The sequence below is a fragment of the Pseudomonas sp. NC02 genome (genome assembly GCF_002874965.1).
GTDB lineage: Bacteria > Pseudomonadota > Gammaproteobacteria > Pseudomonadales > Pseudomonadaceae > Aquipseudomonas.
The window spans coordinates 4888486-4910967 of the sequence record NZ_CP025624.1 but is presented as its reverse complement, the minus strand read 5'-3'; the positions used below and the strand labels follow the sequence as shown (position 1 = coordinate 4910967).

Sequence of the window (22482 nt, the reverse complement as noted above, 5' to 3'; positions counted from 1 at the left end):
GTGGACTATTAAGTCCACCTTGTTTTTATTGCCGGTGAGTGGCTCAGGCGCTGATCTTGAGCCCGATCAGCCCACAGATAATCAACGCCACACTGGCCAGTCGAAACAGCGCCATGGACTCCCCGAACAGGATAATCCCGGCAATCACCGTGCCCACTGCACCGACACCGGTCCAGATGGCATAGGCGGTACCCAGCGGCAGTTCCTTCATGGCCAACCCCAGCAACCCGAGGCTGACGGCCATGGCGGCAATCGTCAGGGCCGTGGGCAGTGGCTTGCTGAAACCGTCGGTGTACTTCAGTCCGACGGCCCAGCCGACTTCAAACAGTCCGGCAAAAAACAGAATGATCCAGGACATGGTGACCTTCCTTTATAGAAGTGGGGTCGTCCCCGGATTAAGCGCTTGATTGCGTCGCAGGGTCGTCCCCGCGAAGCCCGTTAGAGTGCCGAATATTGATCAGGTGATCAAGTTTCTGACTTGCTTGCCAGCAGCTCTCGGTCTTCCTTTTCGCTCATTCGCCGGAAGTACGTAGCCAGGAGTGCCCCGGAAATATTGTGCCAGACGCTGAACAGCGCACTCGGCACCGCCGCCAGCGGCGAGAAATGCGCACTTGCCAGTGCGGCGCCCAAGCCGGAGTTCTGCATGCCCACTTCCAGCGACAGGGATTTGCGTTGTGCCAGCGGCAGCCTGAACACACGGCCGGTGAAATAGCCCAGCAGGAAGCCAAAGGTGTTATGCAGGATCACCACCGCCATGATCAACAGGCCCGACTCGGCAATCTTCGCCTGGCTGGCCGCCACCACGGCGGCGACGATCGCCACGATGCTGACCACCGACACCAGCGGCAACACCTCAACCGCATGCCGTACCCGGGCGCCCAGCAAGCGCTGCGCCACCACGCCCAACACGATCGGCAGCAGTACCACTTGCAGGATCGACCAGAACAACTCCATGAACGACACCGGCAACCAGGCCGAGGCCAGCAGCCAGATCAGCGCGGGCGTCAGCAGCGGAGCGAGGAGGGTGGTGACGGCGGCAATGGCCACCGACAGGGCCAGGTCGCCTCGGGCCAGCCAGGTCATGACGTTGGACGACGTGCCGCTCGGGCAGCAGCCGACGAGGATCACACCGACGGCAATTTCCGGTGGCAGGTGAAAGACCTGGCACAGCAGCCAGGCCACGCCGGGCATGATCACGAAATGCGCGACCACACCCAATGCCACGCGCCACGGATGGCGCGCGACTTCAGCGAAATCTTCAAGTTTGAGGGTCAGCCCCATGCCGAACATTACCAGGCCCAACAGCGGCACGATGGCGCCTTTGAGGCCGAGAAACCAGGCGGGTTGCAGGAACGCAACCACGGCAAAAATCAGCACCCAGTAGGCGAAGGTATTGCCGACGAAACGGCTCAAGGCGGCGAGTGCACGCATGGGGTTGGTCCTTGTTATTCGATTTTGGAAGTGCGCATGCGATCAAATGTGGGAGCGGGCTTGCTCGCGAATGCGGTGTGTCAGCCAGGAAGATATCAACTGAAAGGACGCATTCGCGAGCAAGCCCGCTCCCACATTTTGATCTTCACAAGGCTTTAGATACCTTGTGGGGTTTCTTCGCCACCCAGTGCCTCAACCAACGCCGGCAGGAAGTCGCCAAACGTCAGCATCATCAGGGTAAAGCTGGCGTCCTGCTGGCCCAGTGCTTCGTCGCCGCCGTCCTGTTCAGCCTGATCCTGCAGCAGGTCTTCGAACTTCAGGCGCTTGACGGTCATTTTGTCGTCCAGCATGAAGGACAGCTTGTCCTGCCAGGCCAGGGACAACTGGGTCACGACTTTGCCGGTGGTCAGGTGCAGCTGGATCTCTTCGCCGGTCAGGTCCTGGCGTTTGCAGCGCACGATGCCGCCGTCTTCGTGGGTGTCGCGCAGTTCGCATTCGTCGAGGACGAAGAAGTCATCGGCCGGTTTCTGGGTGGTGACCCAGTCGGTCATGATGGCGGTTGGCGCGGTTTTCACGGTCAGCGGACGTACCGGCAGGGTGCCGATCACTTCACGCAGGGTGGACAGCAGGTCTTCGGCACGTTTCGGGCTGGCGGAGTTCACCAGGATCAGGCCCTGTTTCGGCGCGATGGCGGCAAAGGTCGACGAGCGACGGATAAACGCGCGCGGCAGGAAGGCCTGGATGATTTCATCCTTGATCTGGTCGCGTTCCTTTTTGTAGACCTTGCGCATTTGCTCGGCTTCGATCTCTTCGACCTTTTCCTTCACCGCATCACGCACCACGCTACCCGGCAGGATACGTTCTTCCTTGCGCGCAGCGATCAGCAGGAAATCACCGCTGACGTGTACCAGGGGCGCGTCTTCGCCTTTACCGAAAGGGGCGACGAAACCGTAAGTGGTCAACTCCTGGCTTGCACAAGGGCGCGCCAGTTTGGTGGCCAGTGCAGTTTCCAACGCCTCGGCATCAACAGGCAGATCTTGGGTCAGGCGATAGATAAGCAGGTTTTTGAACCACATGGGGTGAGTCTCTCCTTATATACAAAGGGGGGCATTATTCTCCTCATGGCGTCATAGGCCAACCCTCGCTAAGCCATTGGAAGGCCTGAAAAAAATTATTTAAGAAAGTGCTTGCCAGACTATGGGTCGCTCCGTAGAATGCGCGCCACACCGAAAGTGAAGGGTGATTAGCTCAGCTGGGAGAGCGTCTGCCTTACAAGCAGAATGTCGGCGGTTCGATCCCGTCATCACCCACCATTCGCTTTATGTGTTACGCGCAGCGGTAGTTCAGTCGGTTAGAATACCGGCCTGTCACGCCGGGGGTCGCGGGTTCGAGTCCCGTCCGCTGCGCCATATTCGGTCACCTGGAACGCTGAACGCCAGGTACCACAGGAAGCCCGCTCATTGAGCGGGCTTTTTGCTGTCTGGGGTTTGCTAAAACCGCCGGTCTAAAAAACGCCCCCGATCATGTGCAGTGATCGGGGGCGTTTTTGATTGGGTTTAGAAATCCCAGCGGGTGGTGACCATAAAGTTGCGCGGCTCACCATAAGCGGCGGAGTTATAGAAGCCGATGTTGGTGTAGTAGGACTTGTCGAAGATGTTGTTGACGTTCAGCGTCGCCGACACGTTCTTGGTGATCTGGTAACGGGTCATCAAGTCCACCAGCCAGTACGCCTCCTGGGAGAACTCTTCATAACCGCCATGGGGGGTGTTGTAGATGTCCTGCCAGCCCACGCTTTGCCAGCGCACGCCACCGCCGACGGTCAGCTTGTCCAGGTCGCCTTTGAGCTTATAAGTGGTGTACAGCTTGACCTGGTCTTCGGGCTCGAACGTGGAAATCTTCTGGTCCTGGTCGTCACGCACCACCTTGTGGGTGTAGCCGGCCTGAATCTGCCAGCCCGGGCTCAACTCGCCGGACACTTCAAGCTCGTAGCCCTTGGTGACGGCCTTAGTGCCTTTGTAGGCATAGTTCTGCGGTGTAGGTTTCAGGTTGTTGTAGTCGTCGTCGGAAACGGCGCGGTTGTTTTCATGGACCTCGAAGTACGCTGCGCTGGCGTTCAGGCGTCCGTCGAAGAAATCAGCCTTCATGCCCAGCTCGTAGTTTTGGCCTTCGTCCGGCTCAAGCAACTGGTTTTGCCGGTCGCGGTTGTAGTTCTCCTGGGGCATGAAGATATCGGTGTAGCTGGCGTAGACCGAGTAGGTTTCATCCAGGTCATACACCACGCCGACATACGGTACGAAGCGTCCGGTCTCGCGGTAGGACGGGTTATTGCCGGTCAGGTGGTAATTGACCACGCGGCCACCGAGCAGCAGCTTCAGGTCATCGGCCAGGTTCAGGCGTGTGGTCATGTAGGCGCCGGTCTGGCGAATGGTGTCGTCGATGTATTGCTGCGGCGCGCCCCAGTAAGGTTGGGGGGCGTGGCCGTGCCAGTTATTGAAGTCGACGAGGTTGGGGGCGAGGTTCCAGTAGCCCTTGCCGTTCCAGTCCGAAATGCCGATGGAGCCGCCCACCACCAGTTCATGCTCACGGCCGCCCAGGCTGAAGGGGCCGCTTGCGTACAGGTCGGCGGAGTCGCTGACGGTTTCCCCGGTGTATTTTTGCGAAGTGACATGTGCGGTGCCGTCTGCACGGGGCTCGTCACCCTGAATCGAAGCCATCAGTGCATGGTAGCCGTTGATCTTGTGGTCCAGTTGCAGTTTGGTCACCCAGCCGTTGCCGAGGTCATGTTCAAGCATGGCGAAGGCGGTACGGGTGTATTGCTCCCAACTGCTCCAGTTGGCCGCGTTGTTGAACGAGCGCTTTACGCTATTGCGATCGCCATTGGCGTTGATCAGCGGAAAACTGCCGGACCAGCTCGAGGCGGTGGGCAGGCTGTCCTGATAGTCGCCGCCCACGGTCAGCATCGTGTCGGGGGACAGGTCGAATTCCATGATGCCGTAGTACACCGGGCTTTTGCGCGAGTAACGGTCCATGAACGAGCGCTTGTCCTGATACGCCGCGACGGCCCGGCCACGGACGGTGCCGCTTTCGGTCATCGGGCCGCTGACGTCCAGTTCGCTGCGGTAGTTGTCCCAAGAGCCCGCGCCGAGGCTGGCATGGCCCTGGAAGTCAGCCGTGGGTTTCTTGCGCACCAGGTTGATCGTGGCACCCAATGAGCCGGCACCCGTGAGCAGGCCGGTGGCGCCTTTAAGCACTTCGACCCGATCATAGATCGCCATGTCGCTCAGGGTATTGCCCGCCGAATAGGCGACGTTGCGCGCGGTGGAAGGAATGCCGTCGTACTGGAAGTTATTGATGGAGAAACCGCGGGCGTAGTAGTTGGTGCGGTCGGTGTCGAAGGCCGACACGGTGATGCCCGGGGTGTGGCGCATCACGTCGTCGACGTTGTTCAGGCCGAAGTCATCCATGTGTTTGCGGGTGACGACGGTCACCGATTGCGGGGTTTCCTTGGGGGTCAGCACCAGCCGCGTCGCAGTCGCGATGCTGCCTGGAGTGTAGGAATCAGTCCCTTCAGTAACGTTGCCCAACTGGTTGGAGCTGACCTGGGTCGGGCCTAGTTCCATGGCGTCGGTGGCGGCAGGGTCAGCTTCGAGCGCGTACACCTGATCACCTTTGATCACGCGGTAGCCGCTGCCCTGTAACAGCCTGTCGAACCCTGCGTCCACGCTATAAGTGCCTTTCAGCCCCGGCCCATTCAGCCCCTGCAGGTTCTGGGACTGGAACACGATAGCCACGCCCGCTTGCTGGGCGAACTGGTTGAGTGTGGCGCCCAGCGGCCCGGCAGGTATGTCGTAGGCTTGGGCCGCAACGGCTACCGTTTCGGCCTGGGCCAAGTGGGTATTGAGCAGCGTCGTCGCGAGCAGTGTGAGGGTCAGCGGCGCGCTGCTCAGCAGGCGTCTGCGAGGCTTGGAAGGGAAGGGCATGGTGAGGGCAGTCCTTTAGTCATCGGTATACCTTCCTTGACGGGCAACCCGAAAAAAAGCGGAAGCAATGCGAATAATTATTTTTTGCTCTCGGTATCCGGGCTGACAATTATCAGCCATGGGGTAAAGGTTTTCAGCGTGATCGGTAGGGTTTGAGCCAGCATCTGCAAGGTGCGGTCGGTGTCATCCAGGGGAAGTACGGCCGAGACCTTGAGACTGGCCAGTGCGGCGCGATCAAACTGCAAGCGGCCCGAACGGTGACGGGCGATCTCATCCAGCACTTCCGGCAACGGTCGGTTATCCACCACCAGTTGATGGCGGCGCCAGGCCCCATTGATGCTCGCCGTATCGATGCTGCCGGAGAGGCGCACGGCATCTTTGCTGAGTCGCGCCTGTGAGCCGGCGTCCACTTCCAGCGTCTGCTGGCCATTCGCGCTTTGGGCGGCAACGCGGGATTCGAGCATGCTCAGCACCGTAACGTCATCCTCGCGCCTGACCACAAATCGCGTACCCAGGGCGCGCAGGGTGCCTTGGGCGGTCTGCACCACAAATGGCCGTTCGCCATCGTGGGCCACTTCCACCAGGATCTCGCCTTGCAGCAATTCGATGCGGCGCTGCCGGCTGTCGAAATGCAGATTCGCCGCACTGATGCCGTTCAGGGTCAGCGTCGAGCCGTCCGCCAGCCGCAGGGTTTTCCATTCGCCGGGACCGTTGTGCACATCGGCCATCCATTGTTGTGGATAAGGACTGTAGAGCAGCGCCATGGCGGGAAGGCCCAGGCTGCAGGCCAGTACCAGCGCGCGGACGTAGTTTTTGCGCGCCTTCCCATGCTGGGGAAAGGCCGCACTCAAGGCCGCCCGGGCCGGTGCCTTTTGCCCGCGCAGGGCCTGCATCCGCGCAATCACATCTTCCATGCGCGCTGCTGATGCGGCGTGTTGCGGGCCTTGCTGCTTCCAGCGCTCGAACGCCTGGCGCTGGGCCTCGGTCAATTCACCTTCGTGGAGGCGAATCATCCATTCGGCGGCTTGTTCATCGATCTGTTGGCGAGAGTCGGGCATGCGCGGCTCAGATGTCCACGCTGTGGCTGCAATGCAGCAGGGCCTGGATCAGGTATTTGCGTACCGTACGTTCCGACAGCTTCAGTTGTCGGGCGATTTGCTGCTGGGTCAGGTCTTCGAGGTAATACAGCACAAACGCCTGGCGCATGTTGTCGTGCATGCCTTCCAGCATGAAGGCAATGTGCTCGAGGGCTTCCAGGGTGGTGTGGATCTGTTCGGGCGACTGGAAACCTTCCAGGGTTTCCACCGTCAGCATCAATTCCTGAAGGTAGGCGTGCTCAATCTGCTTGCGCCGTGCCTGGTCGATGATCAGCCGCCTGGCGGTGGTACTTAAATAGGCGCGGGGTTCGCGGATGGCGGTCACCGACTCGCGGGCGTGCAGAATCCGCGCGAAGGTGTCCTGCGCCACGTCGGCGGCGTTATGGGTACAGCCCAGTTTTCGGCGCAACCAAGTGAACAGCCAGCCGTGATGCTCGCTGTACAGTTCGGTAATCTCCCGTTGGAACGGCGGTTCACCTACAGACATAAGGCCCGGCCCAGGTGTTATTGAGAATAATTGTTAATTGTGGGGCCAAGGCTTGGGCAAACGCAATAGACTCGCGTTTGCACCCAAAGCGCCGGTTTTGCGGGGTGCGCGGGGTCGAAGACAAAATATTTTAAATAAATTGCATTTAAATCATGACATTACGGAAAAATGCTATAGAATGCGCCCCACACCGAAAGTGAAGGGTGATTAGCTCAGCTGGGAGAGCGTCTGCCTTACAAGCAGAATGTCGGCGGTTCGATCCCGTCATCACCCACCATTCGCTTTATGTGTTACGCGCAGCGGTAGTTCAGTCGGTTAGAATACCGGCCTGTCACGCCGGGGGTCGCGGGTTCGAGTCCCGTCCGCTGCGCCATATTCGGTCACCTGGAACGCTGAACGCCAGGTACCACAGGAAGCCCGCTCATTGAGCGGGCTTTTTTGTGCCTGGGATTCAGCTCAACGACTGAATGCCCGGTTCGGTTTGCACGGGTGCAATGCTGTTTCGCCCCATGAAGGCCAGGACCACCAACGCCGTCAGCACGGTGAATCCCGCGAGCAGTTGCAGCAAGGTGTTGAACCCCGCGATGTAGGCGCTGCGCAGTGCTTCCAGCGGAAGGGCGGCCGAGGCCAGTTGCACGTTGCCCATGACCAGGCCTTGGGCAATCACTGACACGTCGGCCCCTGCGCGACCCTTCAGGTGATGTGCCACCAATGCGCCCAATACCGCCATCGTAATCGCCAGCGCCACGCCTTCACTGGCCACGCGGGTGGTGTTGAAAATCCCCGCCGCCATTCCCGCTCGCTCCTTGGGCACCACGCTGATCGCCAAGCCATCCATCAAACCCCACGGCAGCCCGGTGCCGATCCCGATGACCAGCATTGCGGCGATGGTCTGCGCAGGCTGGTTGGCCAGGCTTAATCCCCACAGGCCCACCGCCGCGATCAGCAAGCCAATGGCACACAACAGTCCTGCTGAGAGCCAGCGGGTCAGCGATGCGGCGATCATCGGCACCACCAGCATCGGTGCCGACAACGCGAGCATCATCAAACCCGCGTCCAGCGCGCTGGCGCCTTCCACACCGATAAACCGCAGGGGCAGCAACACGATCAGCACGATGTAGCAGTAACAGGTACCGATCGGCAGGAGCTGCACACCAATAAAACGCGGGAAGCGAAACAGCCGCAGCTCCAGCATCGGTTGGCTGGAGCGGTTTTCGACGAGGATAAACACCAGCAAAAACACCGCCGCCGCGATCAGCAGGGCATCAACCAGCGGCGACGTCCAGCCGTGCTCCGGCGCGAGGATCACCGCCGTGGTCAGGGCTACCAGCATTGCGGAAAACGTCAGTACACCAGCGGTGTCCAGCCGCATCGCTTGCGGGTCGCGGCTTTCACGCATTTTGGGCGCGGCAAACAGCAGCGAAATACCGGCCAATAATGCAGTGCCGAGAAAAATCGAGCGCCAGCCCCAGTGCTCGATCAGCACCCCCGACAGCAATGGCCCAAACGCCAGGCCTGCACCGAATGTGGTGCCCAGCAAGCTGAAGGCGCGGGTGCGGGCATGGCCGTCAAACTCCTGGGCCAGCGCCGCACAGCCACTGGCCAATGCCGTAGCCGCCGCGACGCCCTGCACGCCACGCAACACATCCAGCCAGAAAATCCCCGGTGCCACTGCCAGCAGCAAGGAGACCACGGTAAACAGCGCCATGCCCCACAAGAAAAGACGCTTTCTCCCATAGAGGTCGGCGAGGGTGCCGGCGGCCATTAACAGGCTGCCGAAACTCAGCATGAATGCGTTGGTGATCCACGCCAGCTGGCTGGGCTGGGCGGCAAATGCCTGGCCGATAAAGGGCGTGGCGACGGCGCCGCCGGTAAAGCTCATGGGCAATACCAGGGCGGCCAGGCAAATGGCCGCCAGGATGGAATATCGGCCATGGGCGGGCGCAGATTCGGTTGTCGTGTTCATAGGGGCATTCCCGCGAGTTTGAAGATTAAAAGACTCTAATCAGGATGCAATCACGGATAAACGGGCTTACATTCCGTTCATAACGGACTGAATGGATGCAATGACGTGACCGATAACTTGAGCGGCGTGATCGCCTTCGTGAAAACCGCGGAAGCCCTGAGCTTCACCGGCGCGGCCCGGGCGATGGGGATTTCCGCTTCGGCGGTGGGCAAGAATGTCGCCAAGCTTGAGGCGTCACTGAATGTGCGGCTGTTGCACCGCAGTACGCGCAAGGTCAGCCTCACCGCCGAAGGCCAATTGTTCTACGAGCGCAGTCGGAAAATTCTCGACGACCTGCAAGACGCCCGCGCCATGCTTTCCCATGCGATGCAGGCACCCCGGGGCAAACTGCGGGTCAGCCTGCCCACCATCGGTTATCGCTTTCTCTTTCCGCACATGATGGCGTTCCGCAACGCCTACCCCGAGATCGAACTGGAGCTGGATTTCAACGACCATCTGGTGGACGTGATCGAGGAGGGCTTCGACGTGGTCATCCGCAGCGGTGGCCTGGCTGACTCGACCCTGATGGCCCGCAAGCTGGGGCCGTTCAGGTTTGTGCTGTGTGCATCGCCCCAATACCTACGAGCCAACGGCCGGCCAGAATCCCTGAGCGAACTGGAGCATCACCCGTGCTTGCGTTACCGCTTCGCCACCACCGGCAAAATCATGGACTGGACCTTGTCCGCCAACCCGGCCATCACCCAATTGCGCCTGCCCACCGCGCTGACCCTGAACAACATGGAGGCCATGCTCCGGGCCGCGATGGACGGCCATGGGATTGCCTACGTGCCAGACTTCCTGGCCCGCGAAGCACTCGCCCAGGGCCAGCTGGAAACCGTGCTCGACGGCCATTCCGATGACCAGGGCCAGTTCTGGGCGCTGTGGCCATCCAGCCGGCATCTCTCGCCGAAGATCCGCGTGTTTGTCGATTTCGCCGCCGCGCACCTGTTCACAAACCCACCAGTCGGTAGCCCACCTGCAACTCGGTGATGAAGTACTGCGGCTGGGCCGGGTCCGCCTCCAGCTTCTGCCGCAGGTGCGCCATGTGCACCCGCAGGTAGTGGGCGCGGTCCACGTAGTCCAGGCCCCACACCTCGAGCAATAATTGCCGGTGGGTGAGCACCCGGCTCTGCCCGCGAATCATCGCGCACAGCAGGCGGTATTCGATGGGCGTCAGGTGCACCGGCAGGTCTTGGCGCCACACTTCATGGGTCGCCAGGTCCACCTCGATATCGCCAAACGCCACCTTGCTGGTGGCCGCCACGGTGCCGGTCTGCCCATGACGGCGTAGTTGCGCACGGATGCGCGCGAGCAACTCGGGTACGCCGAAGGGTTTGGTCAGGTAGTCATCGGCGCCGGCGTCCAGGGCGGCGACTTTTTCCTCTTCGCGATCCCGTGCCGACAACACCAGGATCGGCACCGCCAGCCATCCCCGCAGCTCGCTGATCAGCTGTTTGCCGTCGCCGTCCGGCAGGCCCAGGTCGACGATCACCAGGTCCGGCTGACGGCTGGAAGCGTGGATCAACGCGCGTTTGACGCTGTCGGCCTCGAACACCTGGAAGCCCTCATCCTGCAGGGCGATGCCGACAAAACGGCGGATGTTGGCCTCGTCTTCAACAATCAGAATGCGTGCAGTGCTCATAGGGCGTCCATTGGGGGCGGAGTACCCGCCGGTAAAGTGATGACGAAATGCATGCCGCGCTCGCTGCCGGGTCTGGCTTCGATGCGCCCGCCGTGGGCTTCGACGATGCGCTTGGCCAGGGCCAGGCCCAGGCCGATTCCGGCGACCGAGGATTCCTGCTGGCCACGGGCAAACGGTTCGAACAGATTGGCCGGCGCGCTGCCCGGGCCGGTGTCGCTGACTTCCAGCAGGATGCTGTCGGAAACGGAACGGGCGGTAACCGTGATGACCGTGCCAGGCGGGGTGTATTTGGCGGCGTTGTCCAGCAGGTTGACCAGCACCCGTTCGATCAGCAGCGCGTCGACTTCCACCAGCGGTAATTGCGGGTCCAGCGTCGTGTTCACCACATGCCGGGCCAGTGGTTCACGCAACTGGCGCAGGGCGCTGCCGACGATCTCTTCCAGCAAATGCCATTGCCGGTTGAGTCGCACACCGCGCTCCTGCATGCGGGCCATGTCCAGCAAGTTTTCGATCAAGCGTTGCATCGAAGTCGCCTGCTCATGAATACCGTGCAGCAACGCGGTCAGCGGCCCCGGCGGCGCATGGGGCAGGGCGGTGTCGGCGGCGCCGATCAGGGTGGTCAAGGGGGTGCGCAGGTCGTGGGAAATCGCCGCGAGCAAGGTGTTGCGCATTTTCTCGCCTTCCATCTGCACCATCGTGTTTTGCGCCACTTCGACGAAGTGCACGCGCTCCAGGGCAATCGCCAATTGGCTCATGCAGGCTTCCAGCAGGCGGCGCTCTTCGGGCTCGTTGAGGCGTTCGCTTTGCGCCAGTTCCAGCACCAGCACACCGCGCACGCGCATCGGCGCCTTGAGCGGCAGGTAGCAGCCCTTGGCGGCGGACAAGGTGTCGGTGCCCTGGCCGGCGGACTGGCCGTGGTCGTAGGTCCATTGGGCGATGCTGTCGTCGATCGGCAGCCCGCCCGCGCCCACGCTGTGCACGCCGTCGGCGGCGTCCGGCAAGGCCAGGCCGACCCGCGCCTCGAACACGCCGCTGAAGGTGCGCAGCGCCACTTCGCTGATCTGCTCCACGGTCAACGCGGCCGACAGGTCCCGGGCCAGGCGCGCCAGTGAGGTTGCGCGACGTTCTCGAGCGGCGGCGGTGCGCGCTTCGTGGCGCAGGCGTGCGGTGAGCTGCCCGGTGATCAGCGCGATGCCGAGCATCAACGCGAAGGTGAAGAAATACTGGGTGTCGTTGACGGTAAACGAGTAGCGCGGCTGGACGAAAAAGAAGTCGAAACACAGCACCGCGAGCATCGCTGCCCACACGCCGGGGCCGCGTCCAAACCGCAGGGCCACCAGCACCACCGTGAGCAGGAACAGCATCACCACGTTGGCCAGGTCGAACACTTGCAGCAGCAGCGCGGCGATGGCGCTGGCGGTGAAACAGGCGAGTGTGGACCAGAGGTAGGCCAGGGTTCTGCCGGGCGCTGGTGTAGGTTTTTCAATGGCAGGAACAGTGCCTGGCAACATGCCATGGGCGATCACGATCTGGTCGATCTGCGGATGGTGCCGGCTGATCCGGTCGCTCACCGACTGATGCCAGAACCGCCATGCCCGGCGTGGGTGATGGCCGAGCACCAGGCGATTGGCGTTGTGTTCCCGGGCACAGGCGGCCAGTGCTTCGGCGACGTCCATGCCCGGCAATGTCGCGGTGTCGGCGCCGAATTCGCTGGCCAGCGCCAGGGTTTTCATCGCCGTGAGATAACGCTTGGCGCCGCGGCCCTGGGCTGCGGCGACGTGCACCACGATCCAGTCCGCCTCGAGCTTTTGCGCCAGGCGCGCGGCTTCTCGCACCAGGCGTTCATCACCGGCGTCACCGGCCACGCCTACCAGCAATCGCTCGCGGGCGGGCCACAGGGTCTTGATCGACTGTTCGCGACGGTACACGCGCATCTGCGTGTCGACCCGGTCGGCCGTGCGGCGCAGGGCCAGTTCCCGCAGGGCGAGCAGGTTGCCCTTGCGGAAAAAGTGCCGCGAGGCGCGCTCGGCCTGAGGGCCCAGGTACACCTTGCCGTCCTTCAAGCGTTGCAGCAGATCATCCGGCGGCAGGTCCACGACGACCACTTCGTGGGCATTGTCGAACACGTGGTCCGGTACGGTTTCCCGCACGCGAATGCCAATGATCCCACTCACCAGATCGTTAAGGCTTTCCAGGTGCTGGACGTTGAGGGTGGTCCACACATCGATGCCGGCGCTGAGCAGTTCTTCCACGTCTTGCCAGCGTTTCGGGTGGCGCGAGCCGGGCACGTTGCTGTGGGCCAGTTCATCCACCAGCAGCACGGCGGGATGGCGTTGCAGGGCGGCGTCGAGGTCGAATTCGGTGAGGGTGAAATCGTGATGCAGGCGTTGGGCGCGGGGCAGTTGTTCGAGGCCGTTGAGCAGGTTGGCGGTTTCCTGGCGGCCGTGGGTTTCCACCACGCCGGCGAGTACGTCGCGGCCCAGGCTGACTTCCCGTTGCGCCGCGTCAAGCATGGCGCAGGTCTTGCCCACCCCGGCGTTGGAGCCGAAGTAGATACGCAGTTTGCCGCGCAAGGCGGCCTGTTCTTCCTGCTGGACCCGGGCGAGAAGGGCGTCGGGGTCGGGGCGTTCTTCGTTTAATGCGGGCATGTCATTCCTGGTCAATGCGGTTCAATGGTGGGAGCGGGCTTGCTCGCGAAAGCGGTGTGTCAGTGACAGACGAGTTGGCTGACACTCCGTATTCGCGAGCAAGCCCGCTCCCACATTGGGTTTGCGGTGCTACACGAGACCCAGCCCGGTCAGCACCAGGTCAATCAACTTGATTCCGGCAAACGGCACCAGCACCCCGCCCAGGCCATAGATCAGCAGGTTGCGATTGAGCAACGCTGCCGCGCCAATCGCCCGGTACGTCACGCCGCGCAGTGCCAAGGGAATCAGCGCCACGATGATCAACGCGTTGAAAATCACCGCACTGAGGATCGCCGAGTTGGGGCTGGTCAGGTGCATCACGTTCAGCGCGCCGAGCTGCGGATAGGTCGCGACAAACGCGGCCGGGATGATCGCGAAATATTTCGCCACGTCATTCGCCACGCTGAAGGTGGTGAGTGCGCCACGGGTCATCAGCATTTGTTTGCCCACCTCGACCACTTCGATCAGCTTGGTCGGGTTGCTGTCGAGGTCGACCATGTTGCCGGCCTCTTTCGCTGCCTGGGTGCCGCTGTTCATCGCCACCGCCACGTCGGCCTGGGCCAGCGCCGGGGCGTCGTTGGTGCCGTCGCCGGTCATGGCCACAAGCTTGCCCTGGGCCTGGTAGTCGCGGATCAGCTGCAGCTTGTCTTCCGGGCGCGCCTCGGCGAGGAAGTCATCCACGCCGGCTTCCACCGCAATCGCGGCGGCGGTCAGGCGGTTGTCGCCGGTGATCATCACGGTCTTGATGCCCATGCGCCGCAATTCGGCGAAGCGCTCCTTGATGCCGCCCTTGACCACGTCCTTGAGCTCCACCACGCCGAGTGCCTTGGCCCCGTCCGAGACCACCAGCGGAGTGCTGCCGCGTCGGGATACTTCGTCGACCTTGGCCTGCAATGCAGCCGGAAAGCTCCCGCCGAGCGCTTCGATATGACTGCGGATCGCATCCGCTGCACCCTTGCGAATACCGCGGCCTTCGGGCAGGTCGACGCCGCTCATGCGAGTCTGCGCGGTGAAGTGCACAAAGCTTGCGCCGAGGGCGTTGATGTCCCGCGCGCGGATGTCGAACTTCTGCTTGGCCAGCACCAAGATGCTGCGGCCTTCCGGGGTTTCGTCGGCCAGGGACGCCAGTTGCGCCGCGTCGGCCAGTTCAGCTTCCTTGACCCCCGGTGCCGGAAGGAAACTGCTGGCCTGGCGATTGCCCAACGTGATGGTGCCGGTCTTGTCCAACAGCAACACGTCGATGTCACCCGCCGCCTCAACGGCGCGGCCGGAAGTGGCGATCACATTCGCCGACATCATGCGGCTCATGCCCGCCACGCCGATGGCCGAGAGCAGGCCGCCGATGGTGGTGGGAATCAGGCACACCAGCAACGCCACCAGCACCGTGGCGCTGATCACGTTGCCACTGCCACTCATGGCCACGGCAAAGATCGAGTACGGGCTCAGCGTCGCGATCACCAGCAGGAACAACAGGGTCAGGCCCACCAGCAAAATTGTCAGGGCGACTTCGTTGGGCGTTTTCTGACGCTTGGCGGATTCGACCATCGAGATCATGCGGTCGAGGAACGACTCGCCCGGGTTGACGCTGATGCGCACCACCAGCCAGTCCGACAGCACCCGCGTGCCGCCGGTGACCGAGGAAAAGTCGCCGCCGGCCTCGCGAATCACCGGTGCCGATTCGCCGGTGATTGCGCTTTCATCCACCGAGGCCACGCCTTCGATCACCACGCCGTCCAGCGGCACCAGGTCGCCGGCTTCGATCAACACCACCTGGTCTTTGCGCAACAGCGTGGCTTCGGTCGGCAGCCATGCGGCGCCGTGTTTGGGTTGTTGCAGCAACTTGGCCAGGGTCTGGCGCTTCATCCCGCGCAGGCTGGCGGCCTGGGCACGGCTGCGGCCTTCGGCCAGGGCCTCGGCAAAGTTGGCGAACAGCACGGTAAACCACAGCCACAAACAGATGCTGAGGATAAAGCCGCTGGGCGCTTCACCCTGGCCACCCAGGGACTGGAACCACAGCAGCGTGGTGAGGAGGCTGCCCAGGTACACGACGAACATCACCGGGTTTTTCCACTGCGCCTGGGGCAGCAGTTTCTTGAACGCATCCCCGCAGGCGGTGAGCACGATGGCGCGATCAAACAGAGGTAAACGAGCATTCTTGATCATGGGGGAATCTCTTACTCACTGGCCGCAATGGGGGGGTTGGCGCAGAGGCAGACGGGCGTCCAGCGCGAGGTTGAGTTGCAGCACATTGACTCGTGGTTCGCCGAGCAAACCGAGGGTGCGGGCAGCGGTGTTTTCGTTCACCAGTTGCAGCAGTTCGGCTTCGGGGATCAGTCGCAGGCGGGCGACCCGGGCCAGCTGGATGCGTGCGTTGGCCACGGAGATATGCGGGTCCAGGCCGGAGGCGGAAGCGGTGACCGCATCCACCGGCACCTGGGCCTCGGCGGCGAGGCCGTTGTCCTGGCGGTAGGCTTTAACCCGGGCCGCGACCTGGTCCACCAGTTTCTGGCTGGTAGGGCCCAGGTTGCTGGCGCCGCTGGAACCGGCGTTGTACGGCTGGGAGACACTTTTGCTCGGGTCTTGCGGGTCGGTACCGAGGGTCATGCTCGGGCGGCCGTGGAAGTAGCCGGGCCTGGTGAAGTCCTGGCCGATCAACGCCGAGCCGATCACCAAACCGTCGCGTTCAATCAGCGAGCCCTGGGCCTGGAACGGGAACAGCAACTGCGCGGCAAAGGTGGTGAAGACCGGGTAGGCGAGGCCGGTCAGCGCCATGAAAAACACTGCCGAAAACAGCACCGGGCGCAACAGCCCTTTGAATATCGATTGAGTCGTCATCAACGTGTCCTTAGTTGTACGTCTGGCCGGACAGCAACTGCAGTTGCTCCACCAGCGGACCGAGCGCGAGCGCCGGCAGGAAAGTCAGGCCGCCCACCACCAGCACCACAAACACCACCAGCACCATGAACAGCGGGGTTGCGGTGGGGATGGTGCCGGCGCCGGCAGGCACGGTCTTTTTCATCGCCAGGGAACCGGCCACGGCGAGCATCGGCAGCATGGTGAAGAAGCGCCCGACCAGCATCGCCAGGCCAATGGTGGTGTTGAAGAACGGCGTATTGGCGTTCAGCCCGGCGAACGCCGAACCGTTGTTGGCGGTGCCCGAGGTGTAGGCGTAGAGCACCTCGCTGAAACCGTGGGGGCCGAGGTTATTCAGGCTGGCCATGGTGTCGGGCCACAGGGCGGCGAGGGCGGTGAAACCGAGGATGCTGATGGGGTGCGCGAGCACCGAGAGCATCACCAGTTTTATCTCCCGAGCCTCGATCTTCTTGCCGAGGAATTCCGGGCTGCGGCCGATCATCATGCCCACCAGGAACACCGTCAGCAGCGCGTACTGGATCAGGTTGATAAAGCCCACGCCGTCGCCGCCGAACACGCAGTTGAGCATCATCTGCGCCAGGGGCACGAAGCCGCCCATGGGGGTCAATGAGTCATGCATCGCGTTGACCGAGCCGGTGGTGGCCGCGGTGGTGGTGGCGATAAACAGGCTGCTGTCGGCAATGCCGAAGCGCAGTTCCTTGCCTTCCATATTGCCGCCGCTTTGTTCGATGGACAGCGTCTGGTTGGCACCGGCCTGGGTCAGCAGCGGGTTGCCGTTTTGCTCGGCGCCGTACACCAGCGCGAGAAAGCCTAAGAACATCACCAGGAAGGTGCCGAAAAACACCCAGCCCTGACGGCGTTGGAGCAGCATGCTGCCGAAGGTGTAGGTCAGCGCCGACGGGATCAGCAACATGCTGAGGATGTGCAGGGCGTTGGTCAGCGGGGTCGGGTTTTCGAACGGGTGCGCGGCGTTCATGCTGAAGAAGCCGCCGCCGTTGGTGCCGATATGCTTGATCGATTCAAAGCTCGCCACGGCGCCGACAATCAGTTGTTGCTGCGCGCCTTCCAGGGTGGTGGCCAGGGCTTGGGAGGAAAAGGTCTGCGGCATGCCTTGCCACACATACACCAGGGCCATGCCCACGCACAGCGGCAGCATCACGCGGTACAGGGTGCGGGTGAAGTCGACCCAGAAGTTGCCGATATCCGCCGAGCTTGAGCGACTCAGGCCACGGATAAAACCGGCTGCGGCGACCACGCCCGAGGTGGCGCCGACGAACATCAGGAAGGTGATTACTGCCATCTGGCTGAAGTTCGACAGGCTGGTTTCGCCCGAGTACGCCTGCCAGTTGGTGTTGGTGATAAAGGAAGCGGCGGTATTGAACGCCAGGTCCGGGGTTTGTGCGGCCAGCCCGAGTGGGTTGATCGGCATGACGGCCTGTAACCGCAGGATGAGATAGCCGAGCACCATCATCGCGGCGTTCGACAGCAACAGGGCCGAGCCGTAGCGGGCCCAGCTCATGGTTTCCAGCGGGTCGATGCCCAGCAGGCGATAGGTATAACGTTCCGGCAGGGCGTGGCGGGTTCCGGTAAACACCCGGGTCAGCCACTTGCCCATCAGCACGGCGAGCCCGGTCATCAACCCCAGGACCAGCGCAAATTCCAGCAAAGTGCTTAGCATGTCGAGGCTCCGTTCAAATCTTGCCCATGGCGACAATGGCCATGGTTGTCGCGGCGAAAAACACCAGGGAGAGGCCTACAAAAATCATGTCGTACATGGTGGGGCTCCCTAGAACTTTTCGGCGCGAATGAGGGCGTAGCCCAGATAAGCGAACAGCCCGACGGCGCATAGGCCGCTGGCGATATAGATGAACTTGAGTGTGAGCACGGTGGAACTCCCCTGATTAATAAGCCGCGATTGCGGACGCGGGGAGGTTAAGAGGTTGGGTATCAAGTTCGGGCACTGATTGCGGGTTTGGGCATTAAGACGGTGTATAGAGGGCGGTGGGGTGGGCGAACGGAAAAAAGGGATAACCCGGGGGCGGGGTATCCCTTGAAGCACTGGGGTTTTGCTGCTTTTGATGATCAGCTTATTTGGCTTTCTTTTTCTTTGATTCGCGGGTGGCGAGTTGTTCGAAGCAAAACGCGGCGGCGCCGAACAGGGCGATCATTGAGAGGACGATCATGCCTAAAGTTGAACTTTCCACGATGACTTCCTGCGGGGGTTATTGGGGTGGAGGTCACAGTAGTGGAGGGGGGATTAGTTGCTCAATAGAGACGACTTAAACGTTACGGCTGGGGTTGAATCTATACGGAATCTTTACGTGGCTGTTGTGTGTATATCCGTTTTTTAGGTAACGGCTACTTATGGTTTCGCTCTTACAGCGACTCACTTTGGAAAAGCCCCAAAGTAAGCAAAGGGCTCTGCCCCGCCTGTCGGCACCTCGCTAGTGCTCGGTGTTCCCTCACTCCGGCATTACTCCGCGGGCCGCCGCGACGGGCCATCCATGGCCCGGCGCGGCTAAACCGGCGTCCTGCCGGTTTACCCGCTCCGCAATACCTGCGTTCGGCCTCGGGCTTATTGGGGCAGTCAGATCAAAATCAAAAGCAAAAGCACAGCGGCCTCCCGGCCGGCTTGAGTGTTAAAAGCAAAAGCAAGATCCAGAGCGAAAGCAGAGCTGCTTTTCTGTGGGAGCGGGCTTGCTCGCGAAAAACCTGAGAGCGCCGCGTTCATCCAGAATGCCCGCGTCATCGTTAACGACCTTCGCGAGCAAGCCCGCTCCCACATTTGGACCGTGCCCGCTTTAGCTTTTGATTTACAACACTCAAGCCGGCCGGTAGGCCGCTGTGCTCTTGATCTGCTTTTGATCTTGATCTTAGGCGCCCCGTTAAACCACGCTGGCCGAACGCAGGCTTTGGAGCGTGGGTAACCCGGCAGGACGCCGGGTTAGCCGTCCTGGGCCAAGGATGGCCCATGACGGCGGCCCACGGTCCAAAGCCGGAGTGAGGGCACACCGAGCCTAGGCGAGGTGCCGAGTGGTGGGGCAAGAGCGTTTTGCTTACTTTTGCGCTTTTCAAAAGTGAGCCGCTGTAAGAGCGGAACCGATATAAGCCATCACCCAAATAACGGATATGTCCCCAACACCGCGGAGCTACAAATTCCGGCTATGCCGATAATCACTGACCGCCTCATACACCGCCTTACGCAACCGATTAATCCCCCCAATCGGCCGATGCGCCTCCACCCCAAACCACGGATTAAACGACTGATTATCACAAGCCAGGTTCAACGCCGGCGTATCAAAATCCTGCGCCGGAATCACCACCTTGGCCACCGTCTCAAACGGCGCATCACTCTCTTTCCATTCAATGCTGGTGTCCTCGATCGGCATGAACTTCTGCGGATTCTGCCGCTGAATCTGCAACACAAAACACGCCGCCACCCGGTCCGTCGACAATTGCTGATTCAACGCACTGCGCAAAAAGTTCGGCAGGTCCTGATTCTGTTCAGGCAGCACATACGCAGGACACCCCTGGGGATCCGGCGCCACCCGAAACTTCGCATTCGCCGCCCCAAACTTATACGGCGACACCGAGAAATACGTCGTCTGCGTAGGACTCACCGGCGGCGGCGCCAACGTCGCCAGCGCGATAAACAAATGCCGCACCTGCCAACTGCGCGGATCCACCCCGGGGAAAAACGCCATGACTTTCTTGCCATCGGCCTGAGCCGAAACGTTCTGCGCATACTCCGCCACATCACTGACGAAAAAATTCGGATGGCTGAACATCACAAAGTCCTGCTCACCCCGCGCCTGCTGATCCGCCAGCAGCTGTTTGCCTGGCACGTCCAGCAACTTGATCGCCATCCCCCGGGCATCCCGGATGCTGTCGAACTGCGGATACGCATTGCCGTTGGACAGTCGCATCATCGCCTGCCAGGTCTTGCCCGGCTCGGCGAACACGCCCTGGCGCAGGGCCGGGTCGAGGTCCGCCAGTACGCTGACCTCGGCCTTCACGCAGCCATGGGCCTTGGCATGCGCATCCCGCAGGTAACGCGTGCCTTCGCGGTGCTGGTCGACGATGCGCACGGCGGTCTGGATGATGCCCTGGGTCATGGCCGCTTCACCCGGCGGGATCTGTTCATCCGGCGATACCGGGCCGCTGTGCTGCCAGGCAAACCACAGGGTGGACAGCAACCAGCCCAGCAGGCCCAGGCCCACCAGCCACAACAGGGTCTTGCCGAGAAACGCGCCGAGGCGCAGCCAAAGTCGAGCGAGCATTTAAAAATCCTTTTCTGCGAAGTCGGTTGGGTCAGGGCAGTTGCTGTTCCAGCGGGCCGCCCAGCACTTTCAAATATTCCAGCAGCGCCCAGCGTTCCTGGGGCAGCAAGCCTCGGCCGATCACCCCGTTGCCACGCTGCCCGGCACGGAATTCGTGGCCGCTGTTGTGGTTGCCGGTGATGCGCGTATCGAACAGGAACGCGTTGGGGAACGCGGCGGTTTGATAGCCCAGGTGGCGCGGGTCGTATTCGAAGGTGCCTTTATAGAAGGTCGGGCTGCGCTCGTCCTGAGGCGAGAGCAATTGGTAGATCGTCGGCACCGAGCCGTTGTGCAGGAACGGCGGTGTCGCCCACACCCCGGCCAGGGGCCGTGCCTTGTAGGCACGCAATTCGCGTACGCCGATCGGCAGGCCGAAGCCGTCCAGGCGCGGGCGTTCGGCAGGTGTCACACCGGCGGCACGGTAGGCGTGGTCTTCGACAAAGGCGGTGATGTAGGCCAGGCCTTTGGCTGAAGAGAGGCTGCGCAGGTCCAGCGGCTCGGTGGGCGTGGGGTGCAGTTCGACGTTCATTTTCGCCAACTCCGCCGGGTCCCATTGCAGGGCGCTGAGGTCGAAGCGGTGGTCAGCGATATTGTTGGCAGTAGCGGGGTCGGTGCCGATCACCTCCACCGGGAGCATTTTCAATTGTCGCACCGGGCGGCCATCGACCTGGGACACCGCTGGCACGTGGCAGCCGGCGCAGTTTTCCGCGAACAGTGCGCGACCCTGGGCGGCCAGCGGTTTGTCGATGGCCCCGAACAGGTCTTCGGGCCAGATGGGTGGCTTGAGCCGTTGCAGGGTTTCTTCGATGGTATTCAGGTCGCGAACCCGCACGCTGGAGGCGTAGCGTGCATCGCCCTGGAGCGGCTGGCCGGCGCTGTCGAAGAAGTCCAGGGTGGCGCCGACGCCCAGGGCTTCGCCGATATTGCGGGCCATGGGTTGTTGGGCCGAGCCGTTCCATTGCACCCAGTCGAAGGTCCAGATGTCCCACAGTTGCGGGTAGTCCACCGGGGCGTTGGCGATGCGGTAGTTGTCGGGGGAAATGGCGTCGCCGAAGCTGGCGTTGGCGATACGGCCAAAGGCGTCGGTGCGGCCCGGGCCTTCTTCGGTGGGGTAGAGGCCGCGGTGGGTGTCGTTCCAGGCGACTTTCAGGAAGTTGTTCAGGGACTTCTTGAAGTCCTGGCGCAGTTGCGCTGCGGTCTGGTCGTCGTAGTCATGGCCCAGCACGGTGCGGGCAAAGCGCTCGAATTTCCACGGGTTGTAGTAGGTCGAGGCAAGGCTGGCGACCAGCGCCTGGCCGAAGCTGCCGCCGCGCAGGGTCGGCACGCTGGACGGCAGCACATGCTGCGCCGGGCCGCCGTCGATACGCAGGCCCTGGCCTTTGAAGTTCAACTGGCCGGTGTGGCAGGCGGCGCAAGTGATGTCGAGAAACTCATCATTGCTGCCGGCATTTTTATGCCGGGCGAAACCCACCGGCAGGTTGCCGGGGTTTTGTGCAGTCGGCACTTGCCTGGGATCTACCAGGAAACCGAAGCGCGCCAGGTACTCGGGCGTGGCGAAACGCTGTTCGGAGAACGGCAGCTCCAGTGCGGTAAACCAGGCATACCGCAGGCCCTTGACCTGGGTGCCCTGGGGCGTGAAATAGTAGGTCTGGCGATCTGCGGCGCTCCATTGATCCTGATAGTGCACCTGTTCCACCGGCACGTAGACCGGCAGCTTCGGGTTGACCACGTAATAGAGCACCACCGCCAGGACCAGGCCCAGCAGTATGAAAATCATCAGCAAAACACGGGAAAAAATGCGCAAGATAACTATCCTTGTCGAGTTGTAGCGTTCTTATGCCATCAGGCCAGCAGTGCGGCAAGTGGCCATGAGTCTCGTTCCAGCGCTGCTGCCGTCCGTTGCAGGGCCCTGGATTGAATGAAAATGCTTTTAAACACGTGAACTTATCAGAAGTTTCCT

15 protein-coding genes, 4 tRNA genes and 1 pseudogene are annotated in these 22482 nt (G+C 61.9%); 5 read left to right on the top strand and 15 right to left on the bottom strand.

The annotated features are described in order from the left end of the window. Positions 1 to 43: 43 nt before the first annotated feature. From sugE to rdgC, 3 genes are all read right to left on the bottom strand, one after another. Positions 44 to 358 (bottom strand): quaternary ammonium compound efflux SMR transporter SugE, encoded by a 315-nt coding sequence (sugE, locus tag C0058_RS22820; protein WP_003190128.1) that lies wholly within the window; start codon positions 356 to 358, stop codon positions 44 to 46. Between the two features lie 107 nt (positions 359 to 465). Continuing rightward, a complete protein-coding gene (locus tag C0058_RS22815; RefSeq protein ID WP_102369628.1) occupies positions 466 to 1431 on the bottom strand; it encodes a bile acid:sodium symporter family protein in 966 nt (321 codons plus the stop codon). Positions 1432 to 1586: 155 nt separating this feature from the next. Further along, on the bottom strand, positions 1587 to 2507 hold the full coding sequence (gene rdgC, locus C0058_RS22810) for a recombination-associated protein RdgC (RefSeq protein ID WP_008430455.1): 921 nt from the start codon (positions 2505 to 2507) through the stop codon (positions 1587 to 1589). A 161-nt stretch (positions 2508 to 2668) separates the two neighbouring features. Between rdgC and C0058_RS22805 the strand changes: the two genes are divergently transcribed. Together C0058_RS22805 and C0058_RS22800 are read left to right on the top strand one after the other, a co-directional pair. Further along, positions 2669 to 2744, top strand: a tRNA-Val gene (locus tag C0058_RS22805). A gap of 19 nt (positions 2745 to 2763) precedes the next feature. Beyond that, positions 2764 to 2840 (top strand) — tRNA-Asp (locus C0058_RS22800). 147 nt (positions 2841 to 2987) lie between these two features. Here the strand turns inward: C0058_RS22800 and C0058_RS22795 are convergent. From C0058_RS22795 to C0058_RS22785, 3 genes are all read right to left on the bottom strand, one after another. Further along, positions 2988 to 5411, bottom strand: coding sequence for a TonB-dependent siderophore receptor (locus C0058_RS22795; protein WP_102369627.1), 2424 nt, complete (start codon positions 5409 to 5411; stop codon positions 2988 to 2990). A 77-nt stretch (positions 5412 to 5488) separates the two neighbouring features. Next, on the bottom strand, positions 5489 to 6469 hold the full coding sequence (locus tag C0058_RS22790) for a FecR family protein (protein WP_102369626.1): 981 nt from the start codon (positions 6467 to 6469) through the stop codon (positions 5489 to 5491). 7 nt (positions 6470 to 6476) lie between these two features. Beyond that, positions 6477 to 6995 carry a sigma-70 family RNA polymerase sigma factor gene (locus C0058_RS22785; RefSeq protein WP_008430460.1) on the bottom strand — a complete coding sequence of 173 codons (519 nt, stop codon included), beginning with the start codon at positions 6993 to 6995 and terminating at the stop codon, positions 6477 to 6479. 201 nt (positions 6996 to 7196) lie between these two features. Here C0058_RS22785 and C0058_RS22780 point away from each other — a divergent pair. Further along, positions 7197 to 7272: transfer RNA gene (locus tag C0058_RS22780), tRNA-Val, on the top strand. Between the two features lie 19 nt (positions 7273 to 7291). After that, positions 7292 to 7368 (top strand) — tRNA-Asp (locus tag C0058_RS22775). A gap of 78 nt (positions 7369 to 7446) precedes the next feature. Here the strand turns inward: C0058_RS22775 and C0058_RS22770 are convergent. Next, entirely contained in the window at positions 7447 to 8961 is a 1515-nt protein-coding gene (locus C0058_RS22770; protein WP_102369625.1) for an MFS transporter, read from the bottom strand. Between the two features lie 105 nt (positions 8962 to 9066). Here C0058_RS22770 and C0058_RS22765 point away from each other — a divergent pair, with 105 nt between their 5' ends. Next, positions 9067 to 9990, top strand: coding sequence for a LysR family transcriptional regulator (locus tag C0058_RS22765; RefSeq protein WP_102369624.1), 924 nt, complete (start codon positions 9067 to 9069; stop codon positions 9988 to 9990). On the opposite strand, the gene C0058_RS22760 is transcribed toward C0058_RS22765, so the two are convergent. The 8 genes and pseudogenes from C0058_RS22760 to C0058_RS22715 form a co-directional block, all read right to left on the bottom strand. Beyond that, entirely contained in the window at positions 9950 to 10642 is a 693-nt protein-coding gene (locus C0058_RS22760; protein WP_102369623.1) for a response regulator, read from the bottom strand. The genes C0058_RS22765 and C0058_RS22760 overlap by 41 nt on opposite strands. Further along, entirely contained in the window at positions 10639 to 13290 is a 2652-nt protein-coding gene (locus tag C0058_RS22755) for a sensor histidine kinase KdpD (RefSeq protein ID WP_102369622.1), read from the bottom strand. The genes C0058_RS22760 and C0058_RS22755 overlap by 4 nt, the downstream gene beginning before the upstream one ends. A 129-nt stretch (positions 13291 to 13419) precedes the next feature. Beyond that, positions 13420 to 15492: a potassium-transporting ATPase subunit KdpB gene (gene kdpB, locus C0058_RS22750; protein ID WP_102369621.1), complete on the bottom strand. Its 2073-nt coding sequence runs from the start codon at positions 15490 to 15492 to the stop codon at positions 13420 to 13422. A gap of 11 nt (positions 15493 to 15503) precedes the next feature. Continuing rightward, positions 15504 to 16164, bottom strand: a pseudogene (gene kdpC, locus C0058_RS22745) (K(+)-transporting ATPase subunit C). A gap of 10 nt (positions 16165 to 16174) precedes the next feature. Then, the gene (gene kdpA / locus C0058_RS22740; protein ID WP_008430372.1) at positions 16175 to 17881 is read right to left on the bottom strand and encodes a potassium-transporting ATPase subunit KdpA; all 1707 of its coding nucleotides are present in this window, start codon (positions 17879 to 17881) and stop codon (positions 16175 to 16177) included. Between the two features lie 108 nt (positions 17882 to 17989). Beyond that, positions 17990 to 18088 carry a K(+)-transporting ATPase subunit F gene (gene kdpF / locus C0058_RS22735; RefSeq protein ID WP_003219423.1) on the bottom strand — a complete coding sequence of 33 codons (99 nt, stop codon included), beginning with the start codon at positions 18086 to 18088 and terminating at the stop codon, positions 17990 to 17992. Positions 18089 to 19352: 1264 nt separating this feature from the next. Further along, on the bottom strand, positions 19353 to 20483 hold the full coding sequence (locus C0058_RS22720) for a catalase family protein (RefSeq protein ID WP_102369619.1): 1131 nt from the start codon (positions 20481 to 20483) through the stop codon (positions 19353 to 19355). A gap of 31 nt (positions 20484 to 20514) precedes the next feature. Further along, positions 20515 to 22326 carry a di-heme-cytochrome C peroxidase gene (locus C0058_RS22715; RefSeq protein ID WP_102369618.1) on the bottom strand — a complete coding sequence of 604 codons (1812 nt, stop codon included), beginning with the start codon at positions 22324 to 22326 and terminating at the stop codon, positions 20515 to 20517. Positions 22327 to 22482: the final 156 nt, after the last annotated feature.

What these genes read in the sequence shown, in the direction of transcription:
- C0058_RS22755 (WP_102369622.1), bottom strand. Translation starts at nt 13,290, where the DNA reads ATGCCCGCATTAAACGAAGAACGCCCCGACCCCGACGCCCTTCTCGCC.
- rdgC (WP_008430455.1), bottom strand. Translation starts at nt 2,507, where the DNA reads ATGTGGTTCAAAAACCTGCTTATCTATCGCCTGACCCAAGATCTGCCT.
- kdpB (WP_102369621.1), bottom strand. Translation starts at nt 15,492, where the DNA reads ATGATCAAGAATGCTCGTTTACCTCTGTTTGATCGCGCCATCGTGCTC.
- C0058_RS22760 (WP_102369623.1), bottom strand. Translation starts at nt 10,642, where the DNA reads ATGAGCACTGCACGCATTCTGATTGTTGAAGACGAGGCCAACATCCGC.
- C0058_RS22815 (WP_102369628.1), bottom strand. Translation starts at nt 1,431, where the DNA reads ATGCGTGCACTCGCCGCCTTGAGCCGTTTCGTCGGCAATACCTTCGCC.
- kdpA (WP_008430372.1), bottom strand. Translation starts at nt 17,881, where the DNA reads ATGCTAAGCACTTTGCTGGAATTTGCGCTGGTCCTGGGGTTGATGACC.
- C0058_RS22770 (WP_102369625.1), bottom strand. Translation starts at nt 8,961, where the DNA reads ATGAACACGACAACCGAATCTGCGCCCGCCCATGGCCGATATTCCATC.
- sugE (WP_003190128.1), bottom strand. Translation starts at nt 358, where the DNA reads ATGTCCTGGATCATTCTGTTTTTTGCCGGACTGTTTGAAGTCGGCTGG.
- C0058_RS22795 (WP_102369627.1), bottom strand. Translation starts at nt 5,411, where the DNA reads ATGCCCTTCCCTTCCAAGCCTCGCAGACGCCTGCTGAGCAGCGCGCCG.
- C0058_RS22790 (WP_102369626.1), bottom strand. Translation starts at nt 6,469, where the DNA reads ATGCCCGACTCTCGCCAACAGATCGATGAACAAGCCGCCGAATGGATG.
- C0058_RS22720 (WP_102369619.1), bottom strand. Translation starts at nt 20,483, where the DNA reads ATGCTCGCTCGACTTTGGCTGCGCCTCGGCGCGTTTCTCGGCAAGACC.
- C0058_RS22785 (WP_008430460.1), bottom strand. Translation starts at nt 6,995, where the DNA reads ATGTCTGTAGGTGAACCGCCGTTCCAACGGGAGATTACCGAACTGTAC.